22 protein-coding genes are annotated in these 24600 nt (G+C 70.7%); 3 read left to right on the forward strand and 19 right to left on the reverse strand.

What is annotated here, in order from left to right:
• Positions 1–32: 32 nt before the first annotated feature.
• The 6 genes from mltG to DEJ28_RS10255 form a co-directional block, all read right to left on the reverse strand.
• A complete protein-coding gene (gene mltG, locus DEJ28_RS10230) occupies positions 33–1712 on the reverse strand; it encodes an endolytic transglycosylase MltG (RefSeq protein ID WP_258367945.1) in 1680 nt (559 codons plus the stop codon).
• A 70-nt stretch (positions 1713–1782) separates the two neighbouring features.
• Positions 1783–2235 carry a Holliday junction resolvase RuvX gene (gene ruvX, locus DEJ28_RS10235; protein ID WP_111114688.1) on the reverse strand — a complete coding sequence of 151 codons (453 nt, stop codon included), beginning with the start codon at positions 2233–2235 and terminating at the stop codon, positions 1783–1785.
• Positions 2235–4892: an alanine--tRNA ligase gene (gene alaS, locus DEJ28_RS10240; protein WP_111114689.1), complete on the reverse strand. Its 2658-nt coding sequence runs from the start codon at positions 4890–4892 to the stop codon at positions 2235–2237. The genes ruvX and alaS overlap by 1 nt, the downstream gene beginning before the upstream one ends.
• A 47-nt stretch (positions 4893–4939) precedes the next feature.
• On the reverse strand, positions 4940–5122 hold the full coding sequence (locus DEJ28_RS10245; RefSeq protein WP_111114690.1) for a hypothetical protein: 183 nt from the start codon (positions 5120–5122) through the stop codon (positions 4940–4942).
• A gap of 130 nt (positions 5123–5252) precedes the next feature.
• Complete coding sequence (gene rpsD, locus DEJ28_RS10250; protein ID WP_111114691.1) at positions 5253–5882, reverse strand: 30S ribosomal protein S4; 630 nt, start codon at positions 5880–5882, stop codon at positions 5253–5255.
• A gap of 298 nt (positions 5883–6180) precedes the next feature.
• Positions 6181–7554 carry a replication-associated recombination protein A gene (locus DEJ28_RS10255; RefSeq protein ID WP_111114692.1) on the reverse strand — a complete coding sequence of 458 codons (1374 nt, stop codon included), beginning with the start codon at positions 7552–7554 and terminating at the stop codon, positions 6181–6183.
• 128 nt (positions 7555–7682) lie between these two features.
• Between DEJ28_RS10255 and DEJ28_RS10260 the strand changes: the two genes are divergently transcribed.
• Complete coding sequence (locus DEJ28_RS10260) at positions 7683–8504, forward strand: peptidylprolyl isomerase (RefSeq protein WP_181433629.1); 822 nt, start codon at positions 7683–7685, stop codon at positions 8502–8504.
• Positions 8505–8617: 113 nt separating this feature from the next.
• Positions 8618–9850, forward strand: coding sequence for a DUF349 domain-containing protein (locus DEJ28_RS10265; protein ID WP_111114694.1), 1233 nt, complete (start codon positions 8618–8620; stop codon positions 9848–9850).
• Positions 9851–10079: 229 nt separating this feature from the next.
• On the opposite strand, the gene DEJ28_RS10270 is transcribed toward DEJ28_RS10265, so the two are convergent.
• The 5 genes from DEJ28_RS10270 to DEJ28_RS10290 all read right to left on the reverse strand — a co-directional run bounded on the left by DEJ28_RS10270 (position 10080) and on the right by DEJ28_RS10290 (position 13366).
• On the reverse strand, positions 10080–11042 hold the full coding sequence (locus DEJ28_RS10270) for a bifunctional riboflavin kinase/FAD synthetase (RefSeq protein ID WP_111114768.1): 963 nt from the start codon (positions 11040–11042) through the stop codon (positions 10080–10082).
• A 10-nt stretch (positions 11043–11052) separates the two neighbouring features.
• Positions 11053–11499 carry a hypothetical protein gene (locus DEJ28_RS10275; RefSeq protein ID WP_111114695.1) on the reverse strand — a complete coding sequence of 149 codons (447 nt, stop codon included), beginning with the start codon at positions 11497–11499 and terminating at the stop codon, positions 11053–11055.
• 67 nt (positions 11500–11566) lie between these two features.
• Positions 11567–11932: a hypothetical protein gene (locus tag DEJ28_RS10280; RefSeq protein ID WP_111114696.1), complete on the reverse strand. Its 366-nt coding sequence runs from the start codon at positions 11930–11932 to the stop codon at positions 11567–11569.
• Positions 11929–12891: a tRNA pseudouridine(55) synthase TruB gene (gene truB / locus DEJ28_RS10285; RefSeq protein ID WP_111114697.1), complete on the reverse strand. Its 963-nt coding sequence runs from the start codon at positions 12889–12891 to the stop codon at positions 11929–11931. The genes DEJ28_RS10280 and truB overlap by 4 nt, the downstream gene beginning before the upstream one ends.
• A 28-nt stretch (positions 12892–12919) precedes the next feature.
• On the reverse strand, positions 12920–13366 hold the full coding sequence (locus DEJ28_RS10290; RefSeq protein WP_111114698.1) for a hypothetical protein: 447 nt from the start codon (positions 13364–13366) through the stop codon (positions 12920–12922).
• A 79-nt stretch (positions 13367–13445) separates the two neighbouring features.
• Here DEJ28_RS10290 and DEJ28_RS10295 point away from each other — a divergent pair, with 79 nt between their 5' ends.
• Positions 13446–14345, forward strand: coding sequence for an iron-sulfur binding domain-containing protein (locus DEJ28_RS10295; RefSeq protein ID WP_111114699.1), 900 nt, complete (start codon positions 13446–13448; stop codon positions 14343–14345).
• Between the two features lie 28 nt (positions 14346–14373).
• Here the strand turns inward: DEJ28_RS10295 and rbfA are convergent, their stop codons facing one another.
• From rbfA to DEJ28_RS10335, 8 genes are all read right to left on the reverse strand, one after another.
• Positions 14374–14841: a 30S ribosome-binding factor RbfA gene (gene rbfA / locus DEJ28_RS10300; RefSeq protein WP_111114700.1), complete on the reverse strand. Its 468-nt coding sequence runs from the start codon at positions 14839–14841 to the stop codon at positions 14374–14376.
• 110 nt (positions 14842–14951) lie between these two features.
• On the reverse strand, positions 14952–17915 hold the full coding sequence (infB, locus tag DEJ28_RS10305; protein WP_111114701.1) for a translation initiation factor IF-2: 2964 nt from the start codon (positions 17913–17915) through the stop codon (positions 14952–14954).
• 74 nt (positions 17916–17989) lie between these two features.
• The gene (locus DEJ28_RS10310) at positions 17990–18304 is read right to left on the reverse strand and encodes a YlxR family protein (RefSeq protein ID WP_111114702.1); all 315 of its coding nucleotides are present in this window, start codon (positions 18302–18304) and stop codon (positions 17990–17992) included.
• Between the two features lie 98 nt (positions 18305–18402).
• Positions 18403–19398, reverse strand: coding sequence for a transcription termination factor NusA (gene nusA, locus DEJ28_RS10315; protein WP_111114703.1), 996 nt, complete (start codon positions 19396–19398; stop codon positions 18403–18405).
• 158 nt (positions 19399–19556) lie between these two features.
• A complete protein-coding gene (locus DEJ28_RS10320) occupies positions 19557–21308 on the reverse strand; it encodes a proline--tRNA ligase (protein WP_111114704.1) in 1752 nt (583 codons plus the stop codon).
• A 37-nt stretch (positions 21309–21345) separates the two neighbouring features.
• Positions 21346–22479, reverse strand: a complete 1134-nt coding sequence (gene ispG / locus DEJ28_RS10325; RefSeq protein WP_111114769.1) for a flavodoxin-dependent (E)-4-hydroxy-3-methylbut-2-enyl-diphosphate synthase — start codon at positions 22477–22479, stop codon at positions 21346–21348.
• A 31-nt stretch (positions 22480–22510) separates the two neighbouring features.
• A complete protein-coding gene (locus DEJ28_RS10330; RefSeq protein WP_258367948.1) occupies positions 22511–23131 on the reverse strand; it encodes a cysteine hydrolase family protein in 621 nt (206 codons plus the stop codon).
• Entirely contained in the window at positions 23128–24582 is a 1455-nt protein-coding gene (locus DEJ28_RS10335; RefSeq protein WP_111114705.1) for a purine-cytosine permease family protein, read from the reverse strand. Before DEJ28_RS10335 ends, DEJ28_RS10330 begins: the two co-directional genes overlap by 4 nt.
• Between the last annotated feature and the right edge of the window lie 18 nt (positions 24583–24600).

The raw sequence follows: 24600 nt of genomic DNA on the forward strand, positions 1-24600 counted from the left end.
CGACTACCAGGAGTCGGGGTCGCGCACCCCGCCTACTGGTAGTCGGGGTGCGCGCGCAGCCAGGCCTGGAACTGCTTCACGGCGACGAGGTGCTGGTCGTAGGTGTCCGAGAACACCGTCTCCCCCGTCTCGAGGTTCACCGTCACGAAGTACAACCAGTTGCCCGACGCTTCCTGCGTGACCGCCTTGATGGCGATGTCGCCCGGGTTCGAGATCGGCGCAGGCGGCAGGCCGTCGTGCACGTAGGTGTTGTACTCGTTCCCCGCGTCGGCGCGCTCGGCGTCGGTCGTGGTCACCGTGTGCGTGTTGCCCGTGCCGTACGCGACCGTTGCGTCGGACTGCAGCTTCATGCCCTGGTCGAGGCGGTTCTGGAAGACCCGCGCGACCTTCGGGTAGTCGGCGGCGAGGCCGGCTTCCTTCTGCACGAGCGACGCGAAGACGATCACGTGCTCCTGGTCGGCCTCGGCGACACCCGCCGCGGCGAGGTGCTCCTTCATCGTGTCGACCATCGACTTGAAGTACTGCGTGGCCGTCCACCCGGGGTTGATCGGGTACGTGGCCGGGAACAGCCAGCCCTCGAGCGTGGTGACGTTCGCCGGCAGACCGTACGCCGCGAGGTCCTTCGCCGCAGCGGAGACCTCGGCCTGGGAGAGCCCCGCCTTCGAGACCATGCCGGCCTCGATGTCCTGCAGCGCGGTGCCCTCGGGGATGACGATCGACGCCTGCACCCGGTTCTTCGTGTCCTGCAGCGCCGCGAGGGCCGTCTTCGAGCTCATCTCCTTCTTGAGCGAGTACGACCCGGGCTGGAACTGGACGTCAGGCGACGCGAGCAGCAGCTTGTAGAAGACCTTCGAGTCCTTCACGACGCCGCTGCGCTGCAGCGTCTTCGCGACGTCCTCACCGATGTCGCCCTGCTTGATGGTGATGGTCACCTTGGTGGTGCCGTCGCCGGTGTAGTCGTCGGGCTCCTTGTTGCCGCTGAGCGCCGCGACGACCTGCTGGATCTTCGGAGCGGCGAACGCGTACGCCGACACCCCGCCGGCGAGGACGACCGCCACGATGACGATCCCCGCGATCAGCGGTCCGCGACGTCGCCTGCGGTGCGGCCCACGCGGCTCGCGTGGCGCCCTGGAGGCTCCCCCGCGTCCACCGCGACCGCCGCGTCCGTCGTCTCCCGCGCCTCCAGAGCCGTCGTCGCCCTGGGCAGGACCGCTCGCGCCGGACGCTGTCGCGCCCGCGTCCGTTCCCCTGTCGGGGGATGCGGCGTCGTCGGCCAGAGCACGGTCGCCTGCGGCACGGTCGGCTGGCCGGTCCGCGTCGCCCACGTGCACCTCGCCGGTGAGGAGTGCGTGGACCTCGGGGTGCAGGTCCGCCGCGCGTCGTGCTACGGGCGCATCGGCCGGGGACACCGGGTGGTCGCGGTAGGTCGACCGTCGAGCGGGCGCGGCGGGCGCCTCGGGCTCGGCGGCTGCCGGGCGCTGACCCGCTGCCGAGCGATCGGCTGCTGCGCGCTCCGCCTCGGCTGCGCGAGCTGCCTCCGCTGCGCGGGCCTCGCGTCGCGAGAGGTGCCGGGTGGGCGCCGGGGTACCGGGGGTGGGTTCGACGACGCCGTCACGCGCATCGGTGGTGGCCGCACGGTCGGAAGTGGTCTTCCGCCGCTCGGCGTCGTTGCCGGGCGCGATGATCGCGTTCCAGTCCAGGTCGTCTGCCAACGGTCCTCGGTCTCTCGGTCGGGAACTCCGCCTGGGCATCGTCGTCTCGGTCGACGGCAGGGAGCCCGGTTCAGGGGAGCGTGGCCCCCGGTGGGGCACTGGACGCACGCTCGTGGTCGAGCGCGTGTTGCAGAATGATAACAGCGGCCGCTTGGTCGATCACGGCACGCGACTTCTTCGTGTTCTTGCCGGCCTGGTGGAGCCCGCGCTGGGCGGTCACCGTCGACAGGCGTTCGTCCACGAGTCGCACCGGCCGGTGCTCGGCGAGCCGGGCGGCGAACTCGCGGGCGTCGGTGGTCGACGCGGTGTCCCCGCCCGACATCGACAGCGGCAGCCCGACGACGATCTCGAGCACGTCGTACTCGTCCGCGATCTCGGCGATCCGGCGGACGTCCGTCGCGTCGTGGCGCTTGACCGTCTCCACCGGCGTCGCGAGGAGCCCGTCACGGTCGCACACGGCCACCCCGATCCGGGCGCGACCGACGTCGATGCCGAGTCGCCGCCCGGAACGGATCGCCACGATCAGGCCGTGAGCCGCTGGGTCACCGCACGCAGCGCTGCCGGGAGCGCGGACGCGTCCGTGCCACCGCCCTGCGCCAGGTCCGGCTTGCCGCCACCACCGCCACCGAGCACACCGGCGGCTTCCTTGGCGAGCGGACCCGCCTGGACGCCGGCGGCGCGCGCTGCGTCGTTGGTGGCGACGATGACCACGGGCTTGCCGCCCACGACGGCGCCGAGCACGACGACGGCCGCGCCGTCCCCGAGCTGTGCGCGGACCCCGGTCGCGAGGGCGCGGAGGTCGTCCCCGGACTGCAGGCCGTCGACGGACTCGGCCACGACGGTCGTCGCACCGACGGTCGTCGCCTGCCGTGCGAGCGACGGCACACGCTGCTGCAGGTTCGCCGACTCGAACTCGGCGACCCGCTTCTGGGCGGTGCGCAGGTCCTCCATGAGGGACTGCACGCGGGTCGGGAGGTCCTCGCGCGGAGCCTTCAGCGCACTCGACAGCTGGGAGACGATCGTGCGCTCGACCGCGAGGTCGCGGAAGCCCTCGAGCCCGACGAGCGCCTCGACACGACGGTTGGTCGAACCGACGCTCGACTCCCCCACCAGGTTGACGAGGCCGACCTGGGCGCTCGACGCCACGTGGGTGCCACCGCAGAGCTCACGGGACCACGGGCCACCGATGTCGACCATGCGGACCTCGGAACCGTACTTCTCACCGAAGAGCGCCTGCGCGCCGAGCGACTTCGCCTCGTCGATCGGGAGCACGCGCGTGGAGACCTCGAGGTCGGAGCGGATCGCGGTGTTCACGACCTCCTCGATCTCGGAGCGGGTCTCGAACGACACCGGCTGCGACCACGAGAAGTCGAGGCGCATGTAGCCGGACTTGTTGTACGAACCGGCCTGCAGTGCCTCCGGGCCGAGGATGTCACGGAGCGCCGCGTTCACGAGGTGCGTCGCGGAGTGGGCCTGGGTGGCGCCGCGGCGGTACTCGGAGTCGACGACCGTCGTCGCCGGCGCACCGACCCCGACCTCGCCGGAGCGGACCTGCACGGTGTGGCTCCAGAGACCCGCCACCGGGCGCTGCACGTCGAGCACCTCGAGGTCGAAGCCGTTGCCGACGATCGAGCCCTGGTCGGCGTCCTGCCCGCCGGACTCGGCGTAGAGCGAGGTCTCGCCGAGGATGACCTCGGCGATGTCGCCTGCGACGGCACGGTCGACGCTGACGCCGCCGACGATGATCCCGAGGACGTTCGTCTCCGCCTCGAGCGCGTCGTAGCCGAGGAAGACCGTCTCGCCCTTGGCGCGGAACGCACTGTAGACGCTGAGGTCGGCGAGGGCGGTCTTCTTGCTCTTCGCGTCCGCCTTGGCCCGCGCCCGCTGCTCGGACATCAGGGTCTCGAAGGCCGAGCGGTCGACGTGCACGCCGGCTTCCTCGGCCATCTCCATCGTCAGGTCGATCGGGAAGCCGAAGGTGTCGTGGAGCAGGAACGCCGTGTCGCCGCCGATCGACGGTGCGCCGTCCTGCTTGGCGCGCTCGACCGCGACGTCGAGGATCGTCGTGCCCTGCGCGAGGGTGCGGAGGAAGGTCTCCTCTTCCGCGTAGGCGATGCGTGCGATGCGGTCGAAGTCGGAGCCGACCTCGGGGTAGGCGTCCTGCATGGCGTCGCGCGACGCCGGGAAGAGGTCCGGGAAGGTCGCACCCTCGACGCCGAGCAGGCGCATGGCACGAACCGTCCGGCGGAGCAGACGCCGGAGGATGTAGCCGCGCCCCTCGTTCGACGGGCTGACGCCGTCGGTGATGAGCATGAGCGCCGACCGGACGTGGTCCGCGATGACGCGCATGCGGACGTCGTCCTCGTGCACGGCGCCGTAGCGTCGGCCGGAGATCTCGGCGGCCTTGTCGAGGACCGGGCGGACCTGGTCGATCTCGTACATGTTGTCGACGCCCTGCTTGATGAAGGCGACGCGCTCGAGGCCCATGCCGGTGTCGATGTTCTTGTTCGGCAGCTCGCCGGTGATCTCGAAGTCGTACTTCGACCGGACGTCGGCGATCTGGTACTGCATGAAGACGAGGTTCCAGATCTCGACGTAGCGGTCGTCGTCGGTCGCGGGACCGCCGTCGATGCCGTACGCGGGGCCGCGGTCGAAGAAGATCTCCGAGCACGGGCCCGCTGGGCCGGGCTGACCGGTCGACCAGTAGTTGGTGTCCTTGCCGAGCCGCTGGATGCGCTCCTCGGGCAGGGACGAGTGCTGCTTCCAGAACGCGATCGCCTCGTCGTCCTCTTCGTAGACGGTCACCCACAGGTCGTCGGGCGAGAAGCCGAGGCCGCCGTCGCTCTCCGGCTGGGTCAGGAACTCCCAGGCGTACTGGATCGCCTGCTCCTTGAAGTAGTCGCCGAAGGAGAAGTTGCCGTTCATCTGGAAGAACGTGCCGTGCCGCGGGGTCTTGCCGACCTCTTCGATGTCGTTCGTGCGGATGCACTTCTGCACGCTGGTGGCGCGCGGGTACGGCGCCGGGACCAACCCCGTCAGGTACGGGATGAAGGGGACCATGCCAGCGACCGTGAAGAGGAGCGAGGGATCGTCCGAGACGAGTGAGGCGGACGGGACGACGGTGTGGCCGCGGTCACCGAAGAACTGGAGCCAACGGCGGCGGATCTCTGCGGTCTGCATGGTGCTTCCTGATTCAGGTTCGGCGGGAGGGAACGGCGAGGAGGACCTCAGACGTCGGTGCGGAGCTCGGCCTCGCGGGAGCGGTAGCCGTCGGCGACGGCACCCGTGAAGGCCTTCGTGCGGTCGTTCACATCGGCGAAGAACCGTGCGCCAGCGGGAGTGTTCGCGACCTTGTGCGCGACGGCGAACCCGATGACGACGCCGACGGCGACGAAGAACAGCTGCTTCACGGTGCCTCTCCCTCTTCCACACGCGAGCGGTGCGTGCCCAGACGATCTTACTGAAGGTGCCGGGCGGGAACGCCGAACGGCGGGCCGACCTCTGGAGAGGACGACCCGCCGTTCGGGTGTGATCAGGAGATCAGCGAGCTGCGTAGTACTCGACGACGAGCTGCACTTCACAGGTCACGGGGACCTCGGCGCGCTTCGGACGACGGACCAGGCGAGCGTGGAGCTTCTCGATCTCGACCTCGAGGTAGCCCGGGACCTTCGGCAGGACTTCCTGGTGCCCACCGGCGGCGGCGACCTGGAGCGGCTCGAGCGACTCGGAGCGCTGCTTCACGTGGATGAGCTGGCCCTCCTTGACGCGGAAGGAGGGGCGGTCGACGAGCTTGCCGTCCACGAGGATGTGGCGGTGCACGATCAGCTGACGGGCCTGTGCGGTCGTGCGGGCGAAGCCGGCACGGAGCACGAGGGCGTCGAGGCGCTGCTCGAGGAGCTCGACCAGGTTCTCACCGGTCAGGCCCTTCGTCTTGCGGGCCTCTTCGAAGACGATGCGGAGCTGCTTCTCGCGGATGCCGTACTGGGCGCGCAGACGCTGCTTCTCACGGAGGCGGACGGCGTAGTCGCTGTCCGCACGACGGCGGGTGCGGCCGTGCTCACCGGGGCCGTAGGGGCGCTTCTCGAGGTAACGGGCCGCCTTCGGCGTCAGCGGGATGCCGAGCGCGCGCGAGAGGCGGGTCTTGCTGCGGGTGCGTGACTTGGTAGACACAGGGTCCTTTTCTCTGTACTGAACTGAACTGACCGTCGGCCACCGCACGCGCACGTGTGATCGAACCCGACGGAGGGATCCAGAGGGATGAGCCTGTGGGATCGGACGGCTACAGTCCGAACCTCTGCCCCCGTGGCGTCGGGATCGAGGTCCGGTCTGACCGGTTCTCGTTCCTGACGGCACTCTGTCCTCGGCGCAGCCGCACGCGAGGACCAGGACGTAGGCCCGTCAACGATAGCAGCATCCGGACCCGGGGTGAAGCACCGGTACCGACGACGGACGGCTCGTGGACGCCGGGCTACTCGCCGCGGGTGATCTTCCGGAGCCGTTCGAGCCGCGGGCCGACCTCGCGCTCGTAGCCGTTGGCGGTCGGCGTGTAGTACTCGGTGCCCTCGAGCGCATCCGGCAGGTACTGCTGCTCCGCGACCCCGTGCTCGGCGTCGTGGGAGTAGACGTACCCCTTGCCGTGCCCGAGCCGCTTCGCCCCCGGGTAGTGCGCGTCGCGGAGGTGCATCGGGACGACCCCGAGACGACCGGCCTTGACGTCCGCAGCGGCGGCGTTCACCCCGTTGTACGCGGCGTTCGACTTCGGCGCGGTCGCCAGGTAGACGACGGCCTCGGCCAACGGGATGCGGCCCTCCGGCATGCCGATGAGCTGCACGGCCTGCGCGGCGGCGACGGCGATCGGCAGCGCCTGCGGGTCCGCCATGCCGATGTCCTCGGACGCGGAGATGATGATCCGCCGTGCGATGAACCGGGGGTCCTCGCCCGCCTCGATCATGCGCGCGAGGTAGTGGAGCGCCGCGTCGACGTCGCTCCCCCGCACCGACTTGATGAACGCGCTGATGACGTCGTAGTGCTCGTCGCCCTGCCGGTCGTACCGCAGCAGTGCACGGTCGACGGCCGCAGCGACGGTGTCCGCGTCGACCACCGGGACCGTGTCGACACCGTCGAGCGCTTCGTCGGCGTCGTCGGCCTGTGCGGCCACCGCCGAGGCCGCGGCGGCCTCGAGCGCGGTGAGCGCACGACGGGCGTCCCCGGAGGACAGCCGGACGATGGCGCTGCGGGCCTCGTCACCGAGGACGACCGAGCCGCCGAGCCCGCGCGGGTCCTCCACCGCACGGTCGACGAGCGTGCCGAGGTCTTCGTCGGTGAGGGGCTTCAGCGTGAGGAGCAGGGAGCGTGACAGCAGCGGGGAGATGACCGAGAACGACGGGTTCTCGGTGGTCGCGGCGATGAGGATGACCCAGCCGTTCTCGACCCCCGGCAGCAGGGCGTCCTGCTGCGCCTTGCTGAAGCGGTGGATCTCGTCGAGAAACAGCACCGTCGTGGCGCCGTAGAGGTCACGGTGCGTGAGTGCCTTCTCCATCACCTCGCGCACGTCCTTCACGCCGGCGGTGACCGCGGAGAGCTCGACGAACTCGCGGCCGGACTGCCGGGCGATCGCCTGCGCCAGGGTCGTCTTGCCGGTGCCGGGCGGACCCCAGAGGATCACGGAGACGCCCCCCGGGTTCTCGCGCGTGCCGGTGGCGAGCTGCACGAGCGGACTGCCGCGGCCGAGCAGGTGCTGCTGGCCGGCGACTTCCGCGAGGCTGGTGGGGCGCATCCGGACCGCCAGCGGGACGGAACCCTGCGCGAGCCCGGCGTGACCGCCCGTCGTGGGCGCACGCATGCCCGAACGGTCCGCTGCCATGCTCCCAATGGTAAGCCGCCCCACCGACAGGGGCGCGCCTCCAGTCGGTCCTGATGGCCGGTTCCGCTACGCTCGTCGCACACTCGACGAGAGGTCAGAAGAGCACCGTGGCACCGAAGAACCAGGCGCGTGACAACCGCGAGGCGCGCGAGCGCCTCCGCCTCTACAAGGCGCGACAGGGCCTCCACGACCGGCAGCGACGCCGTCGGCTGCGCGACAACCTCGTCGGTGCGGGCGTCCTGGTGCTCGTCGCGGCGCTCGCGACCGGGTCACAGCTCGCGTTCGCCGGCTCGCAGGACTCCGGGAAGCAGGCCGACGCCAGCGCCAGCGCGACCGCCACGGCCACCCCGACCCCGTCGGCCAGTGCGACCGCCGCGAACACCGGCGACGTGCCGGCCAAGTCGATCGCGAAGGACTCCACCTGGACCGGGTCGCTCACGATCAACAAGGACGTCGAGCTCGGCATCGAGCTCGACGGGGGAAAGGCCCCGCAGGCCGCGAGCGTCGAGATCAAGCTCATCCAGGACCAGTTCTACAACGGCACGACCTGTCACCGGCTCGCCGACAGCAAGGGCTTCCAGTTCCTGCAGTGCGGCTCCGCGAACGGGGACGGCACCGGCGACGCCGGCTTCGAGTACGGCCCGCTCGAGAACGTGCCGAGCGACGGCGTCTACGAGAAGGGCACGATCGCGATCGCCCGTGGCTCGTCGGCGTACTCGCAGACGACGCAGTTCTTCATCGTCTACGGCGACACCACGCTCGACGGCTCGACCGGCGGCTACACCGTCGTCGGGAAGGTCACGAGCGGCCTCGACGACCTCGAGTCGGACATCACCTCGAAGGGGATCTCGTCGGCCGGTGACGACGGCACCGGCGAGCCCAAGGTCACGACCAAGATCACCGGCGCGACGATCGCGCGGGAGAAGTAGTCCACAGGCGCGCCGACCGGGCGGGTCGCAGACGCCGTCCGTGCAATAGGCTGACGACCTGACCGTGCCGACGGCGACGTCGGTGATGCACGACCACGATCGAGGCGAGACCTGTGGGATCTGACGAAGCAACGACCTGGGGCCGGGTCGACGAGAACGGGACGGTCTACGTCCGGTACGACGACACCGAGAAGGCGGTCGGTGAGTACCCCGACGCGACCCCGGACGAGGCCCTCGCCTACTTCGCGCGGAAGTACGCCGACCTCGAGGGGCAGGTGAAGATCGCCGAGCAGCGCGTCCAGCGCGGAGCCTCGGCGAACGACGTCGCCCGCACCGTGGAGCACCTGCAGGCCCTGGTGGCCGAGGCCCGCGTCGTCGGTGACCTCAAGGCGCTCGAGACCCGCGTCGGCGCACTGACCGAGCAGCTCGGCTCGCTCACCAAGGAGCAGGCGGAGCAGGCCCAGCAGGCCCTCGCCGATGCGCTGGCACACCGCACCGCACTGGTCGAGGAAGCCGAGGCGCTGGCCGCCGTCGATCCCGCCCGAGCGCAGTGGAAGCAGATCACCGCGCAGCTCGACGACGTCTTCGCGCGGTGGCAGCAGCACCAGCACGACGGCCCGCGCATCCCCAAGAACGAGGCGAACGAGCTCTGGAAGCGGTTCCGCGCGGCGCGTTCGACCGTGGACCAGCACCGTCGTGCCTTCTACTCGGAGCTCGACTCGCAGCACCGCGACGCCCGCAACCGCAAGCAGGAGCTCGTGCAGCAGGCCGAGGCCCTCGCACCGCGCGGCTCCGACGCGATCTCGGCGTACCGCGAACTGCTCGACGACTGGAAGGCCGCGGGCCGTGCCGGCAAGCGGCACGACGACGCGCTCTGGGCTCGCTTCAAGGCCGCCGGCGACGTGCTGTTCGAGCAGCGACACGCCGAGAGCGCCGCTGAGAACGAGGAGTACTCGGAGAACCTCGTGGCGAAGCAGGCGCTCCTCACCGAGGCCGAGCCGCTCCTCACCGCGACCGACCGCGTGTCTGCACGCCGGACCCTCACCGGCATCCAGCGCCGCTGGGACGAGGTCGGCAAGGTCCCCCGCGCGGACGTCCGCCGCGTCGAGGACCGACTCCGTGCGATCGAGGACCACGTGCGGAGCCTCGAGGACCAGCACTGGAAGTCGTCCGACCCGGAGCGCAAGGCCCGTCAGACCGGCCTGGCGAGCCAGCTCGAGGACGCCATCGGCAAGCTCGAGGCCGAGCTCGCCGACGCGCAGGCCTCCGGCAACGCACGCAAGATCAAGGACGCCCAGGAAGCGCTCGACGCCCGCAAGATCTGGCTCGACGCACTCGGCGGCTGACACCTCCCACCACACGACGGAGCCCCCGCGACCCTGAGGTCGCGGGGGCTCCGTCGTGTGCGGCGCCGGGCGCCGGGCGCCGGGCGCTCGTGCGACGGCGTGGGGCGCCGGGCGCTCGTGCGACGGCTTGGTGCGAGGTTGCGTCCTCCGTGGGACCGTGCGGGTCCCGCACGGAGGACGGAACCTCGCACCACACGCGACGGGGAAGCGTGCACCCGCCGCGCACCCGTCACACGGGCGCGGGCAGCCCCAGCAGCAATCGGATGTCGCGGTCGTCCTGGCGCATCTGCTCGGCGAGCTCGTCCATCGACGAGAACTTCACCATGCCGCGGACGTACGAGACGAACAGCACCGAGATCGTCTCGCCGTAGAGGTCGATGTCGACGTCGAGCAGGTGCGCCTCGATCTGCTTCGCGGGGACGCCCTCGAACGTCGGGTTGTTCCCGACCGAGACCGCCGCGGGGTACACGGTGCCGTCGTGCAGGACCCGAGCCGCGTAGACGCCGTCGGCGGGGACGAACCCCTCGCAGGCAGGGTCGAGGTTCGCCGTCGGGTAGCCCATGGCGCGGCCGCGCTGGTTCCCGTGGACGACGACGCTGCGGACGGCGTGCTCGCGGCCGAGCAGCCGTGCGGCCTCGGCCACGCGACCGTCGCCCAGCAGCTCGCGGATCCACGTCGAGGACACCCGTCGTTCGCCGTCCGGGCGGACGTCGTCCACCAGGTCGACGTCGTCGATGAGCTCGACGGTGAACCCGTGCCGCTCGCCGAGGGTGCGGAGGAGCGTGACGTCGCCGGCGCCCTTCGCGCCGAAGCGGAAGTCACTGCCGACGAAGACCAGGCGGGCGTGCAGGGTGTCCACGAGGATCTCGGACACGAACGCCTCGGGCGACTTCGACTGCAGGTCGTGGTCGAACCGGAGGAGCAGCGTCGCGTCGACCCCGACCTGGTCGAGGAGCTCCCGTCGCTGCGCCGTGCTCGTCAGCGCCGGCGGGACCTTCACCGGGTCGATGACGTTGAGCGGGTGCCGGTCGAACGTGACGACGGTGGACACCAGGCCGTGTTCCTGTGCCGCACGCTCGAGGTGGGCGATCACGGCACGGTGGCCGACGTGGACCCCGTCGAACTTGCCGATCGTGACCGCACTCGGACCGAAGCCCTGGGCCACGTCGGCGATGTCGTCGTAGTACTGCACCGTCACTCCCCTACTCGCCGGCCGGTACGGCGGTGGACGCAGCGGGATCGGTGCCGACCGCCGTGCGGTGGTGCTTGCGGAGCCACCAGAGACCCGCGACGGGCAGCACGAGCGGGGCGAACGCGTACCCCAGGCCGTAGTACGACCAGATGGTGTCGTCGGGGAAGAGCGCGCGGTCGAAGAGCGAGAGCGTGCCGACGACGAGCACGCCGGTCATCTCGAAGCCGATCGTGACGCAGGCCACGCGGTACCAGAACCGGCCCGGTGCGATGAGGGCGATGATCGCGACGATGTAGACGACCGCCGCGACGGCGCTCAGCGTGTAGGCGAACGGCGCGAAGTCGAACTTCTCGATGATCTGGACGACGCTCCGACCGGTCGCCGCCAACGCGAGGACGCCGTAGACGGCGATGAGGACTCGGCCGATGCCGGTCGCGAGAGAGGATCTGGTCGCCATTGGACCGAGTCTACCGACGGAGCGGGTGCACGATGACGCAGCGCGTCAGTGCGGACCACGCCGCGCGTCAGTTCAGCGCGAACCAGATCTGGTACATCCGGTAGACCATCACGGCGACGGTGAACGCGCCGGCACCGAGGACGACGGTGCTCCACTTCGTCCGGTCGATGAGGGCCCACACGATGGTGGCCGGCGGGACGAGCAGCACGGACACCGCGTACACGCCGAACTCCAGTGCGTTGCCCTCCGGCGGGCTGCCGACGACGGGGAGCACGATCGCGATCACGCCCTGCGCGACGAGGAGCAGCTCGACGAGGACGAGCGAGCCGACCGTGTAGTCGTTCGGCTTCCACCCGATGAACCCGACGACCACCGCGAACAGCCCCGCGACGACGGCGATGACGAGCTGGACCCACATGAACCACTCGATCACGCGTTCGCTCCTCGTCCGGCCGACGTCGGCCGGGCCGCCGTCGGGAAGTTGGTGATGACCCGGAGCAGTCCTCGCCGGACCGAGACGAGGCCGACGAGCCGGTCCCCGTCGGTGGCGACGGCTGCGACGGGTCCGTCGGTGTCCGGGTGGTCTGCGGCGACGCGCTTGCCGTCACCGAGGTCCTTCGCGGCCGCGGCGTCCAGCGGGACGGCCGGGAACAGCCGTCTGGCGACGTCGGCCGGTCGCTGCAGTGCGGCACGGACGTCGACGTCGTCGTCCTCGAGGTCGATGGCGTCCTCGACGTCGAACGGTCCGATCCGCGTGCGGCGGAGGGCGGTGAGGTGCGCCCCGGTGCCGAGCGCAGCACCGACGTCACGGGCGAGCGCGCGGACGTAGGTGCCCGACGAGCAGCTGACGACGACGTCGAGGTCCACCACGTGGACGTCCGTGCCGTCCACCGTGACGACCCGCTCGTTCCGGCCGGTCACGTCGAAGCGCGACACCGTGACGGTTCGCGACTTGAGCACGACCTCCTCGCCCTTCCGGGCGAGGTCGTAGGCGCGGCGGCCGTCCACCTTGATCGCGCTGACGGTCGACGGGACCTGCGAGATCTCGCCGCGCTGCACGGCCACCGCAGCCTCGATCGCGGCGTCGGACACGTCGGCCGACCCGGTGCCGACGGCAGCCGTGGGAGAACCGTCGGCGTCGTCGGAGTCGGTCGAGACACCGAGGCGGATCGTCGCCGTGTACGTCTTGTCGAGGCCGACCAGGTGGGTCAGGAGCCGTGTGGAGGGACCGATGCCGAGGAGCAGCAGGCCGGTCGCCATCGGGTCGAGGGTGCCGGCGTGGCCGACCTTCTTCAGGTCCAGTCGCCGACGGGCGATCGAGACGACCCGGTGACTGGAGATCCCCTGCGGCTTGTCGACGAGGAGGATGCCATCGGGCGCGGTTTCGAGCACCGTAGGAGATTACCAGCGGCGGCGAGCCTCAGCAGGCATCGTTCCACTCACGACGAGGGTGCTCCGGATCGGTCACGTCGAGCACCGCGGAGGCGGCGATCTTCACGTCCGCACGACGCTCGAGACGCCCGTCCTCCTGCTCCACCCAGAGCGACCAGCGCCAGAGTCCACGGGCGCCGTGACCGAGCACCCCGTGACCGTGCACGACGAGGACGCCGTCCCCCGCCCCGGTCGACCGGAACGGTGCGACGAGGTCCGAGCGCAGCGCATCGACGTCACTCGACGGTGCCGCCGCGGCCATCGCCGAGACCCCGTGCTGTTCGAAGCCGGCGACGAGTCCGGCGGCGACCCGCTCGAGGTCCGTGCCGTCCTGTCCGTCCACGCCGATGACGGTGCGGTTCGTGCCGACCTGCGCGATCACCTCGGTCGCGATCGCGGCCATCGTGTCGATCTCCTGGGGTGCCCAACGTGCCATGCACCCACCGTAGGCTGTCGTGGTGAACGCGAGTCGGGCCTCCAGGGAGAATGTGGACAACCCGACGACGCGAGACGGTGTGGAGGACTCGGCCACACCCGGACGACCCGACATCGCGACCCCGCTCGTCGCCTGGTTCCGACAGGACGCCCGCGACCTGCCCTGGCGCCGCCCCGGCTTCCCGGCCTGGGGCACGCTGGTCAGCGAGATCATGCTGCAACAGACGCAGGTCGCGCGCGTCATCCCCCGCCTGGAGGCATGGCTCACCCGGTGGCCGACACCTGCGGACCTCGCGGCCTCGCCCCCGGCGGACGCGGTGCGCGCCTGGGACCGGCTCGGCTACCCGAGACGCGCGCTCGCGCTGCACGCGGCGGCCACGGCCATCGCCGAACAACACGACAACGTGGTGCCGCGCGACGTGGACGCGCTCTTGGCACTGCCCGGGATCGGCGACTACACCGCGCGCGCCGTCGCGGTCTTCGCCTACGGCGACCGTCACCCGGTGGTGGACGTGAACGTCCGCCGGGTCCTCGCGCGGGCGGTGCTCGGCCAGGGCGAGCCCGGTCCGGCGAAGGCGAAGCAGGACCTCCCGCTGATGGAGTCCGTGCTGCCGGCCGACCGCGACGACGCGGCCGCCACCAACGCCGCCGTGATGGAGCTCGGGGCGCTCGTCTGCGTGGCCCGCTCCCCCGCGTGCGACGCCTGCCCGATCGCGGACCGGTGCGCCTGGCGGGCGGCGGGGTACCCGGAGCACGACGGACCCCGTGCGCCGAAGCAGTCGAAGTTCGCCGGCAGCGACCGGCAGGTGCGCGGGCTCATCATGGCCGAGCTGCGGGCCAGCGACGTCCCGGTGACGCGCGACGAGATCGAGCCGGTGTGGCCGGACGCCGAGCAGCGCGACCGGGCGCTCGCGTCGCTCCTCCGTGACGGACTGGCCGTCGGGGACGACGCGAGCGGCTACCGGCTGCCCGAGGCGTGAACGAAGACTGACGCGGCGTGACCGCGGGCTAGGCCCGGGTCTCGCCCTCGTCGCCCTCGTCGGTCTCGGCTTCGTCGTCCTCGTCGCGCTTGTACGGGTCGGCATCGCCGGCGTAGGTCGCGCCGACGGCGGCCGCTCGGACCTGCTCGTCCCGCACCTGCGCCTGCACGAGGAGGTCCTCGAGGTGCGCGGAGGTGTCGGGCAGGGCGTCGGCGATGAACTCGAGCGACGGCGTGAGCCGTGCCGTGATGTTCTTCCCGACCTCGGTGCGGAGCAGACCGGTGGCGGCCTTGAGCGCTGCGCCGGAGTCGGCGCGCTCCTCGTCGGTGCCGTACACCGTGTAGAAGATCGACGCGTGCTGCAGGTCACCGGTCACGCGGACGTCGGTGATCGTGACGAACCCGAGTCGCGGGTCCCGGAGGCCCTTGTCGAGTCGACGTGCAACGACTTCCTTGATGCGGTCCGCCATCTTGCGTGCGCGCTGCGGATCGGCCATGGGTGCCTCCTGAGGCAGTGGCGGGACGCTTCCCGCCGGTGGTCCTGATGGAACGGGGTCGGGCCCCGGCCTCCCACGTGGGGAGACCGGGGCCCAGGGTACTCACGCGACTAGTCGCGCGGCTTCTCGACGAGCTCGGTGGTCTCGATCTCGTCGCCGATCTGGATGTCGTTGTACTTGCCCAGACCGATACCGGCTTCGAAGTCCGTGCGGACCTCGGTGACGTCGTCCTTGAAGCGACGGAGCGACTCGATGGCCAGGCCATCGGCGAGCACCACGCCGTCTCGGATGACGCGCGCCTTGGCGTTGCGCGTGATCGTGCCGGAGCGGACGATGACACCCGCGATGTTGCCGAACTTGGAGGAACGGAACACCTCGCGGATCTCGGCGACGCCCGACTGGACCTCTTCGTACTCGGGCTTGAGCATGCCCTTGAGGGACTGCTCGATGTCCTCGAGTGCGTTGTAGATGACCGAGTAGAAGCGCACGTCGATGCCCTCGCGCGCTGCACGCTCACGGGCCTTGACGTCCGGACGGACGTTGAAGCCGATGACGATCGCGTTGTCGATCGTGGCCAGGTCGATGTCCGACTCCGTGATCGCACCCACACCGCGGTGCAGGATGCGGAGCTGGACGCTGTCGTCGACCTCGATGTCCAGGAGCGACTGCTCGAGTGCCTCGACGGCACCGGAGACGTCACCCTTGATGATGAGGTTGAGCGAGTCGACCTTGCCCTCTTCGAGAGCACGGGTGAAGTCCTCGAGCGAGATGCGCTTGCGGGCCTTGGCCAGCTGGGCGTTGCGCTCGGCGGCTTCACGCTTCTCAGCGATCTGACGTGCCGTGCGGTCCTCTTCGGTGACGAGGAACGTGTCACCGGCGCGGGGCACCGAGGACAGACCCTGCACCTGGACCGGACGGCTGGGCGTCGCGGCGGTCACCGGGTTGCCGTCCTCGTCCGCCATCGCACGGACGCGGCCGTAGGCCGTCCCCGCCACGATCGCGTCACCGACGTGCAGCGTGCCCGACTGGATGAGCACCGTGGCGACTGCACCGCGGCCCTTGTCCAGACGCGCTTCGATCGCCACACCACGTGCGTCCTTGTCGGGGTTCGCACGCAGGTCGAGACCGGCGTCCGCGGTGAGCAGCACGGCGTCCAGGAGGTCCTGGATACCGATGTTCTGCCGCGCGGAGACGTCGACGAACATGACGTCGCCGCCGTACTCCTCGGCCACCAGGTTGTACTCGGTGAGCTGCTGCCGGACCTTTGCCGGGTTCGCACCCTCCTTGTCGATCTTGTTGACCGCCACGACGATCGGCACGTTCGCCGACTGCGCGTGGTTCAAGGCCTCGATCGTCTGGGGCATGATGCCGTCGTCCGCCGCGACCACCAGGATCGCGATGTCCGTCACCTGCGCACCACGGGCACGCATGGCGGTGAAGGCCTCGTGACCCGGGGTGTCGATGAACGTGATCGGACGGTCGATGCCCTCGTGCTGCGCGACGATCTGGTACGCACCGATGTGCTGGGTGATGCCGCCGGCTTCGCCCTCCACGACCTTCGAGTTGCGGATGGCGTCGAGCAGGCGGGTCTTGCCGTGGTCGACGTGACCCATGACGGTGACCACCGGGGGCCGCTGCTGCAGCACCGAGTCGTCCTCGTCGTCGAGCTCTGCCTCGAGGTCGATGTCGAAGCCCTCGAGGAGCTCCTTGTCCTCGTCCTCGGGCGAGACGATCTGGATCTTGTAGCCCAGTTCCTCACCGAGGACCTCGAACGTGGCCTCGTCCAGCGACTCGGTCGCGGTCGCCATCTCACCGAGGTGGAACAGCACCGTCACCAGGTTGCCGGGGCTCGCGTCGATCTTGTCCGCGAAGTCCGAGATGCTCGCACCGCGACGCAGACGGACGACCGTGTTGCCGTCGCCACGAGGGACCTGCACACCGCCGAGCGACGGGGCCTGCCGCATCTCGTACTCGGCGCGCTTCGTCCGCTTCGACTTGCGGGCACGGCTCTTGCCGCCACCGCGACCGAACGCACCAGCGGTACCGCCGCCGGGGCCACGACCGCGGCCACCGCCACCGGCGGGACGCGGGCCGCTGAAGGCCGGACGCGGGAAGCCGCCACCGGCACCTGCACCGGCACCACCGGGACGACCACCGGGGCCGCCACGACCGCCGCCACCCTGGCCCGGGCGCTGCCCGAAGCCGTTCGGACGGTTGCCCTGACCGGGACCACCGGGTCGCGGAGCACCCGGACGCGGGACGCCCGGACGCGGCGGAGCGGGACGGGGGATGCCGTTGCCGCCACCGGCGCCGCCGGCGGGGCGCTGCCCCATGCCCTGGTTCGAGGAGTACGGGTTGTTGCCCGGACGCGGCGGGCGCGAGCCCATGCCCTGGCTCGACGCGTACGGGTTGTTGCCGGGACGTGCGCCCGGCTTCGGGCCACCCGGCTTGGGGCCGGCTGCGGAGCCCGGCTTCGCGGCGCCGCCGGGCTTGACGGCGTCGTCCTTCGGCTCGGGCTGCTTGCCGGCGGCCTTGTCGGCCGCAGCTGCGGCCTTCTCGGCTGCGGCGGCCTTCTGAGCTGCCTCGGCCTCGGCCTGACGCTGTGCGACCGACTTCGGCGCGGCCGGGACGGCTGCGTTCGGGTCGGCCGGGGTCTCGTCGGCCGGCGCTGCCTCGGGCGCCGCCGGAGCGGGCGCGGGACGGGCGGGGCCGGGCTTCATGCCGCCGGGCTTCGGCGCGCCTGCAGCAGCACCGGCCGGAGCCGCACTGCCGGAAGCGGCCTTGCCGGACGCTGCACTGCCGGAACCGGCACTGCCGGTACCTGCACTGCCCGCACCGCCGGTACCCGCGCCAGCGGGCTTCGGCGACGCGGAACCGGACGCGGGTGCTGCGGCGGGCTTCGACGTCGGGACGCCATCAGCCTGCAGCGCGGCACGGAGCTTCCGTGCGACGGGGGGTTCGACGCTGGAGCTCGGGCCCTTGACGAATTCGCCGAGTTCCTTGAGCTTCTCCATTGCGGTCTTGCTGTCGACACCGAGTTCGGATGCGATCTCGTGTACGCGTGGTTTTGCCACTGTTCTCCTTCACGGGTCCCACCCCGTGAAGGGGCAGGACTCAATGGATGACGGGTCTCATTTCGAGCCGCTCATCAGTTGTCCATAAGCCGTTCAGCCTGTTCTGTCATGTCCTGGTGACGCGCCTGCCCGGAGCGCTGGAGCGCTTCGAGGTAGTCACGCACCGCGGACGTGTCCGGTTCATGGTCCAGCCGCAGCGCCCGGCGGAAAGCCCTGCGCTTGGCGGCCTGATCATGTGCTTCGACGGTCGGTGTGAGCCACGCTCCCCGACCCGGCATGACTGCCTTCGGGTCCGCCACGACGCGGCCGTCGCTCAGGGCGACGACACGGAGAAGAGAGGACCGGGGAGCACGACGGCGACTGCCGATGCATGTTCTGACGGGAACCACCTTACTCCTCCGCTCCGACGACCGCGATCCGGCACGCCCGGACCGGACATGCCACGAGCGAAACCGGCCGCGCCGACGCGGTCCGCGTCACGGTGTCCTCAGTCCTCGCCGTCCAGGATCGAGTCCGGCTGGATGTCGATCCGGGCGCCCGTGAGCTTCGCGGCGAGACGGGCGTTCTGCCCTTCCTTGCCGATCGCGAGGGACAGCTGGTAGTCCGGCACGAGGGCGCGGACGGCCTTGGTCGAGGCGTCGAGCACGAACGCGCTCGTCACCTTCGCCGGCGACAGGGCGCTCGCGACGAACGACGCCAGGTCGGACGAGTAGTCGACGATGTCGATCTTCTCGGCGCCGAGCTCCGTCGTCACCGCGCGCACGCGGGCTCCGAGTTCGCCGATGCAGGCACCCTTCGCGTTCACGCCAGGCTCGTTCGCCTTCACCGCGATCTTCGTGCGGTGACCGGCTTCGCGGGCGAGCGAGGTGATCTCGACGACGCCGGACGCGATCTCCGGCACCTCGAGCGCGAACAGCTTCCGGACCAGGCCCGGGTGCGTGCGCGACACGGTGATCTGCGGGCCCTTGGCACCGCGGCCGACGCTCGTCACGTAGACGCGCAGACGGGAGCCGTGCTTGTACTCCTCGCCCGGCACCTGCTCTTCCGGCGGCAGGATCGCCTCGACCGTGCCGAGGTCGACGTGCACCATCTTCGGGTTCGGGCCCTGCTGGACCACGCCCGCGACGATGTCGCCTTCCTTGCCGCGGAACTCGCCGAGGATCTTGTCGTCGCCGATGTCGCGCAGACGCTGGTTGATGACCTGCTTCGCGGCGAACGCAGCGATGCGGCCGAAGTCGTTCGGCTGGTCGACGGCCTCGCCGACGACGGTGCCCTCTTCGTCACGCTCGGGCACGAAGACCGAGACCTCGCCCGACTTGCGGTCGAGTTCGACGCGCACCTGCGCGTCGACGGGCTCCTCGTTCTCGGTGCGGTGCTTCTGGTACGCCGTGAGGATGGCCTGTTCGATGATCTGGACGAGTTCGTCGAACGGGATCTCCCGCTCACGCTCCATGAGTCGCAGGACTGCGAGATCGATCTTCACCGAGGGCCTCCGTATTCAGATGAGTCGCTCCCGCGGATGGAACTGCGCGGAAGTCGGCGACCAGACTACCGCACTGCGGCTCGCGGACCCGGCGGTGCAACGGACTGGAGGCCCGTGGCGGGGTCGCCACGGGCCTCCGGTCGCCAGAGGTGGTGCGTCTAGATCGCGCGCACCGCGTCGAGCAGGTCGGCGACCGGCAGGTCGCGACGCTCGCCGCTCGCGCGGTTCCACAGCTCGACGACGCCGTCGGCCGCTCCGCGGCCCGCGACGACGACGATCGGCATGCCGAGCAGTTCGGCGTCGCGGAGCTTCACCCCGGGCGAGACCTTCGGACGGTCGTCGTAGAGGACCTCGAACCGCTCGCCCTCGAGCTGCGCGACGACGTCCGTCGCCAGGTCGTAGGCGAGTTCGTCCCGGCCGGTCGCGACGACGTGCACGTCGAACGGTGCGACGTTCTTCGGCCAGGCCAGGCCCTTCTCGTCGTTGTGCGCCTCGGCGAGGATCGCGAGGATGCGCGTCACGCCGATGCCGTACGAGCCCATCGTGACGGTGACGAGCTTGCCGTTCTCGTCCTGCACCTTGAGGCCCAGGGCCTCGGCGTACTTGCGGCCGAGCTGGAACACGTGGCCGATCTCCATGCCGCGGGCGGTCTCGAGCGGCCCGGAGCCGTCCGGGGCCGGGTCGCCGGCGCGGACGTCGGAGACCTCGGCGACGCCGTCGGCCACGAAGTCGCGCCCGGCGACGAGGCCGGACACGTGCACGCCGCGCTCGTTCGCGCCGGTGATCCAGGCGGTGCCGTCGACCACGCGCGGGTCGACGAAGTAGCGGATGCCGGTCGCGCTGTCAGCACCGAGGACCTGCGGGCCGATGTAGCCCTTCACCAGGCCCTTGTGCTTCCGGAAGTCGTCGTCACCGGCGGCTTCGACCTCGGCGGGGCCGAAGGCCACCTCGGCGCGCTTGAGGTCGACGTCGCGGTCGCCGGGGAGCCCGACGACGACGACCTCGCGGGTGCCGTCGAGGTGGGTCAGGGCGAGCACGACGTTCTTCAGCGTGTCGGCAGCGGTCCACGGCGCGCCGTCACGCGGGGCGACCGCGTTCGCGTGGGTGACGAGCGTGTCGATCGTCGGGGTGTCGGACGCGGGCAGGAGCACCGGCTCGGGCTGGCCGTCGATCGGCAGCGCGTCGGGCACCGGCGTGACGTACGCCTCGACGTTGGCCGCGTACCCGCCGGCGCTCCCGACGAAGGTGTCCTCACCGACGCCGATCGGGTGCAGGAACTCTTCCGACTTCGAGCCGCCCATCGCGCCGGCGTCGGCCTTCACGATGACGTACTCGAGGCCGAGGCGCGCGAAGACCTGCTCGTACGCGTCGCGCATGACCTGGTAGCTGCGGTCGAGGCCCTCGTCGGTGAGGTCGAAGGAGTACGCGTCCTTCATGGTGAACTCGCGGCCGCGCAGGAGTCCGGCGCGGGGGCGGGCCTCGTCGCGGTACTTGTCCTGGATCTGGAAGAGCGTGACCGGGAGGTCCTTGTACGACGAGTACAGGTCCTTCACGAGGAGCGCGAACATCTCCTCGTGCGTGGGTGCGAGCAGGTAGTCGGCGCCCTTGCGGTCCTGCAGGCGGAACATGCCGTCGCCGTACTCGGTCCACCGGTTCGTCGCCTCGTACGGGTCGCGCGGCAGGAGCGCCGGCAGCAGGACCTCCTGCGCACCGGCCGCCACCATCTCCTCGCGGATGATGGCCTCGATCTTGGAACGGACGCGGAGTCCGAGCGGCAGCCAGGCGAAGATGCCCGGGGCCTGGCGACGGACGTACCCGGCGCGGACGAGCAGCTTCGCGCTCGTCACCTCGGCGTCGGAGGGGTCGTCGCGGAGCGTACGGAGGAACAGATGCGAAAGCCGTGTGACCACGGGCCAAGCCTAGCGGCGTGCTGGGCCGTGACGACGACTAGACCGTCGTGACGACCTCGGGCTTGCCGGTCGCGGCCGCCGGGCCCATCTCGTCGGCGATGCGGTTCGCCTCGGTGATCAGGGTCTGCACGATCTCGGCCTCCGGCACGGTCTTGACGACCTTGCCCTTGACGAAGATCTGGCCCTTGCCGTTGCCCGAGGCGACGCCGAGGTCGGCCTCCCGCGCCTCGCCCGGACCGTTCACGACGCAGCCCATGACGGCGACGCGGAGCGGGACGGTCATGCCCTCGAGCCCCTTCGTGACGTCGTTGGCGAGCTGGTAGACGTCCACCTGGGCGCGACCGCAGCTCGGGCAGGAGACGATCTCGAGCTTCCGCTCCCGCAGGTTGAGCGACTGCAGGATCTGCAGGCCGACCTTCACCTCCTGCGCGGGCGGGGCGGAGAGGGAGACGCGGATGGTGTCGCCGATGCCCTCGGCCAGCAGGATGCCGAACGCCGTGGCGCTCTTGATCGTGCCCTGGAACTCCGGGCCGGCCTCGGTCACACCGAGGTGCAGCGGCCAGTCGCCGGCGGCAGCGAGCTGGCGGTAGGCCTTCACCATGATGATCGGGTCGTTGTGCTTGACCGAGATCTTGAAGTCGTGGAAGTCGTGCTCCTCGAAGAGGGAGGCTTCCCACACCGCGGACTCGACGAGCGCCTCGGGCGTGGCCTTGCCGTACTTCTGCAGCAGGCTCGGCTCGAGCGACCCGGCATTGACCCCGATGCGCAGCGAGACACCGGCGTCCTTCGCGGCACGGGCGATCGCGCCGACCTGGTCGTCGAACTTGCGGATGTTGCCCGGGTTCACGCGGACCGCGGCGCACCCGGCGTCGATCGCCTGGAAGACGTACTTCGGCTGGAAGTGGATGTCGGCGATGACCGGGATCTGCGACTTCTTCGCGATGATCGCCAGTGCGTCGGCGTCGTCCTGCGTCGGCACGGCGACCCGGACGATGTCGCAGCCCGAAGCGGTCAGCTCGGCGATCTGCTGCAGCGTGGCGTTGATGTTCGTCGTCGGGGTCGTGGTCATCGACTGGACGGACACCGGCGCGTCGCCGCCCACGAGGACCTTGCCGACCCGGATCTGCCGGGACTTGCGGCGCGGGGCGAGGGTTTCGGGGACTTTCGGCAGACCGAGGTTCACTGCAGGCACGAGGTGCACTCTACGCGCTCGGGTCGGCCGGCTCCGTGCGTGCTGACAGGTCCGCGACCGAGTCGACGACGGTGATGAGCGGGGCGTACAGACGCATCGCCGCGAGGGCACGCTCGTGGTCCTCGTCGCTCGCTCCGGCGCAGGCCTCGGCGACGACCGTCACCGTCGCGCCGGCGTCCGCCGCCGCCAGCGCCGTCGACAGCACGCAGCAGTCGGTCGAGACGCCCGCCAGGACGAGGTGCGGAAGGCTGCCGACGATCTCCTGGAGGCTCGTCCCCCACTTGCCGAAGCGCGGTGCCGTGACGACGGGGTCACGTCGGTCCGCCGCCGCCGACGCGAAGGGTTCGGTGAGGTCCCAGATCGGGTCGTGCGCGGGGCGCCGGGCGAAGGACCACTCGCGGTAGTACGGCACCCAGGAACCGACCGGGCGTTCGGGAGCGACGAAGCGGGTGAAGACCGTGCGTCCGGTGAAGCGGGGCAGCAGCCGTTCGATCCCGGCGGTGGCGTGGTCGTAGCGCGGCGTCGCCCACGGGCTCTCCCCCGTGAACACCTGCTGCATGTCGATGACGACGAGCCAGGCGTCCTCCGACAGCACGACGGTGGTGCCGGTGCCGGTGACGGCAGTGCTCACCGGAGCGCCTCCTGGCGGCGGACCGACCCGCGCCCGGTCAGCAGCGTGCCGGCGAAGCCGACGACGAGCGCCACCAGGACGCCGAGGTTCGCGTACGCCCACGCGCCGTCACGGCCCCCGAGGCCGAACGGCTCCAGCAGGTAGCCCTGCCAGGACAGCCAGGCCGGCGACGCCAGCGTCACCAGTCCCCAGCCGAGCGCGGTACCGAGGGCGACGAGTGCGATGGCTCCCCACCGGACGTCGCCGTAGCGGCCGCGACGATCGTCGAGCTCGTCCTCGGCGTACGCCGTGCGTCGGAGCACCACGTCGGCCACGAAGACGCCGGCCCAGGCTGCGATCGGGACACCGAGGGTGATGAGGAAGGCCTGGAACGGTCCGATGAAGTCCTTCGCGAAGAAGGCGATGTAGACCGCACCGGCGACCATGAACACCCCGTCGACCCCGGCGGCGACCGGCCGGGGGATCTTCACGCCGACGCTGAGGAGCGCCAGCCCCGACGAGTAGATGTCGAGCACCGCACCGCCGACCAGCCCGAGGATCGCGACGAGCGCGAACGGGATGAGGAACCACACCGGCAGGATCGTCGTCAAGGCACCGATCGGGTCGGCAACGATCGCCGCGCTGAGGTCCGGCGACGAACCGGCGAGCAGCACGCCGAAGACCACCAGGACCGCCGGTGCCAGCGCCCCACCGAAGGTCGTCCACCAGACCACACCGCCGGTCGAGGCGGACCGCGGCAGGTACCGCGAGTAGTCGGCGGCGGCGTTGACCCAGCCGAGACCGAAGCCGGTCATCACGAGCACGAGCGCCCCGATGACCTGCTGGGCGCTGCCGGAGGGCATCGCAGCGATCGCCCCCAGGTCGATGGACGGCGCCGCGAGCACCACGTAGACGATCGTGAGCACACCCGTGACCACCGTGATCCAGGTCTGCAGGCGCATGATCACGTCGAAGCCCGCGATGCCCGCCCCGACCACGAGCGCGGCGACGACCACGAGCGCGACGACCTTCGTCAGGACCCCGCCGTCCCAGCCGAGTTCCTCGAACACCGTCGACGTCGCCAGGACCGCCAACGCGGCGAGGGCCGTCTCCCACCCGACGGTGAGGATCCAGCTCAGGAACGAGGGCACCCGGTTGCCGCGCACGCCGAAGGCCGCACGGCTCAGCACCATCGTCGGGGCCGACCCGCGCTTGCCCGCGATCGCGACGATGCCGCAGAGTAGGAACGAGAACGCCACCCCGATCACCGAGACGACCGTGGCCTGCCAGAACGAGATGCCGAAGCCGACGACGAACGAACCGTAGGCGATGCCGAGGACGGAGATGTTCGCCGCGAACCACGGCCAGAACAAGCCCCTGGGCGTGCCCTTCCGGTCGGACTCGGCGATGACGTCGAGGCCCTGGCGCTCGACGGTGCGAACCTCGGGAGGGTTCGTGGGCGCTGTGCTCATCCGCTGAGCGTAGCGTCG

The sequence above is a fragment of the Curtobacterium sp. MCPF17_002 genome (assembly GCF_003234115.2).
GTDB lineage: Bacteria > Actinomycetota > Actinomycetes > Actinomycetales > Microbacteriaceae > Curtobacterium.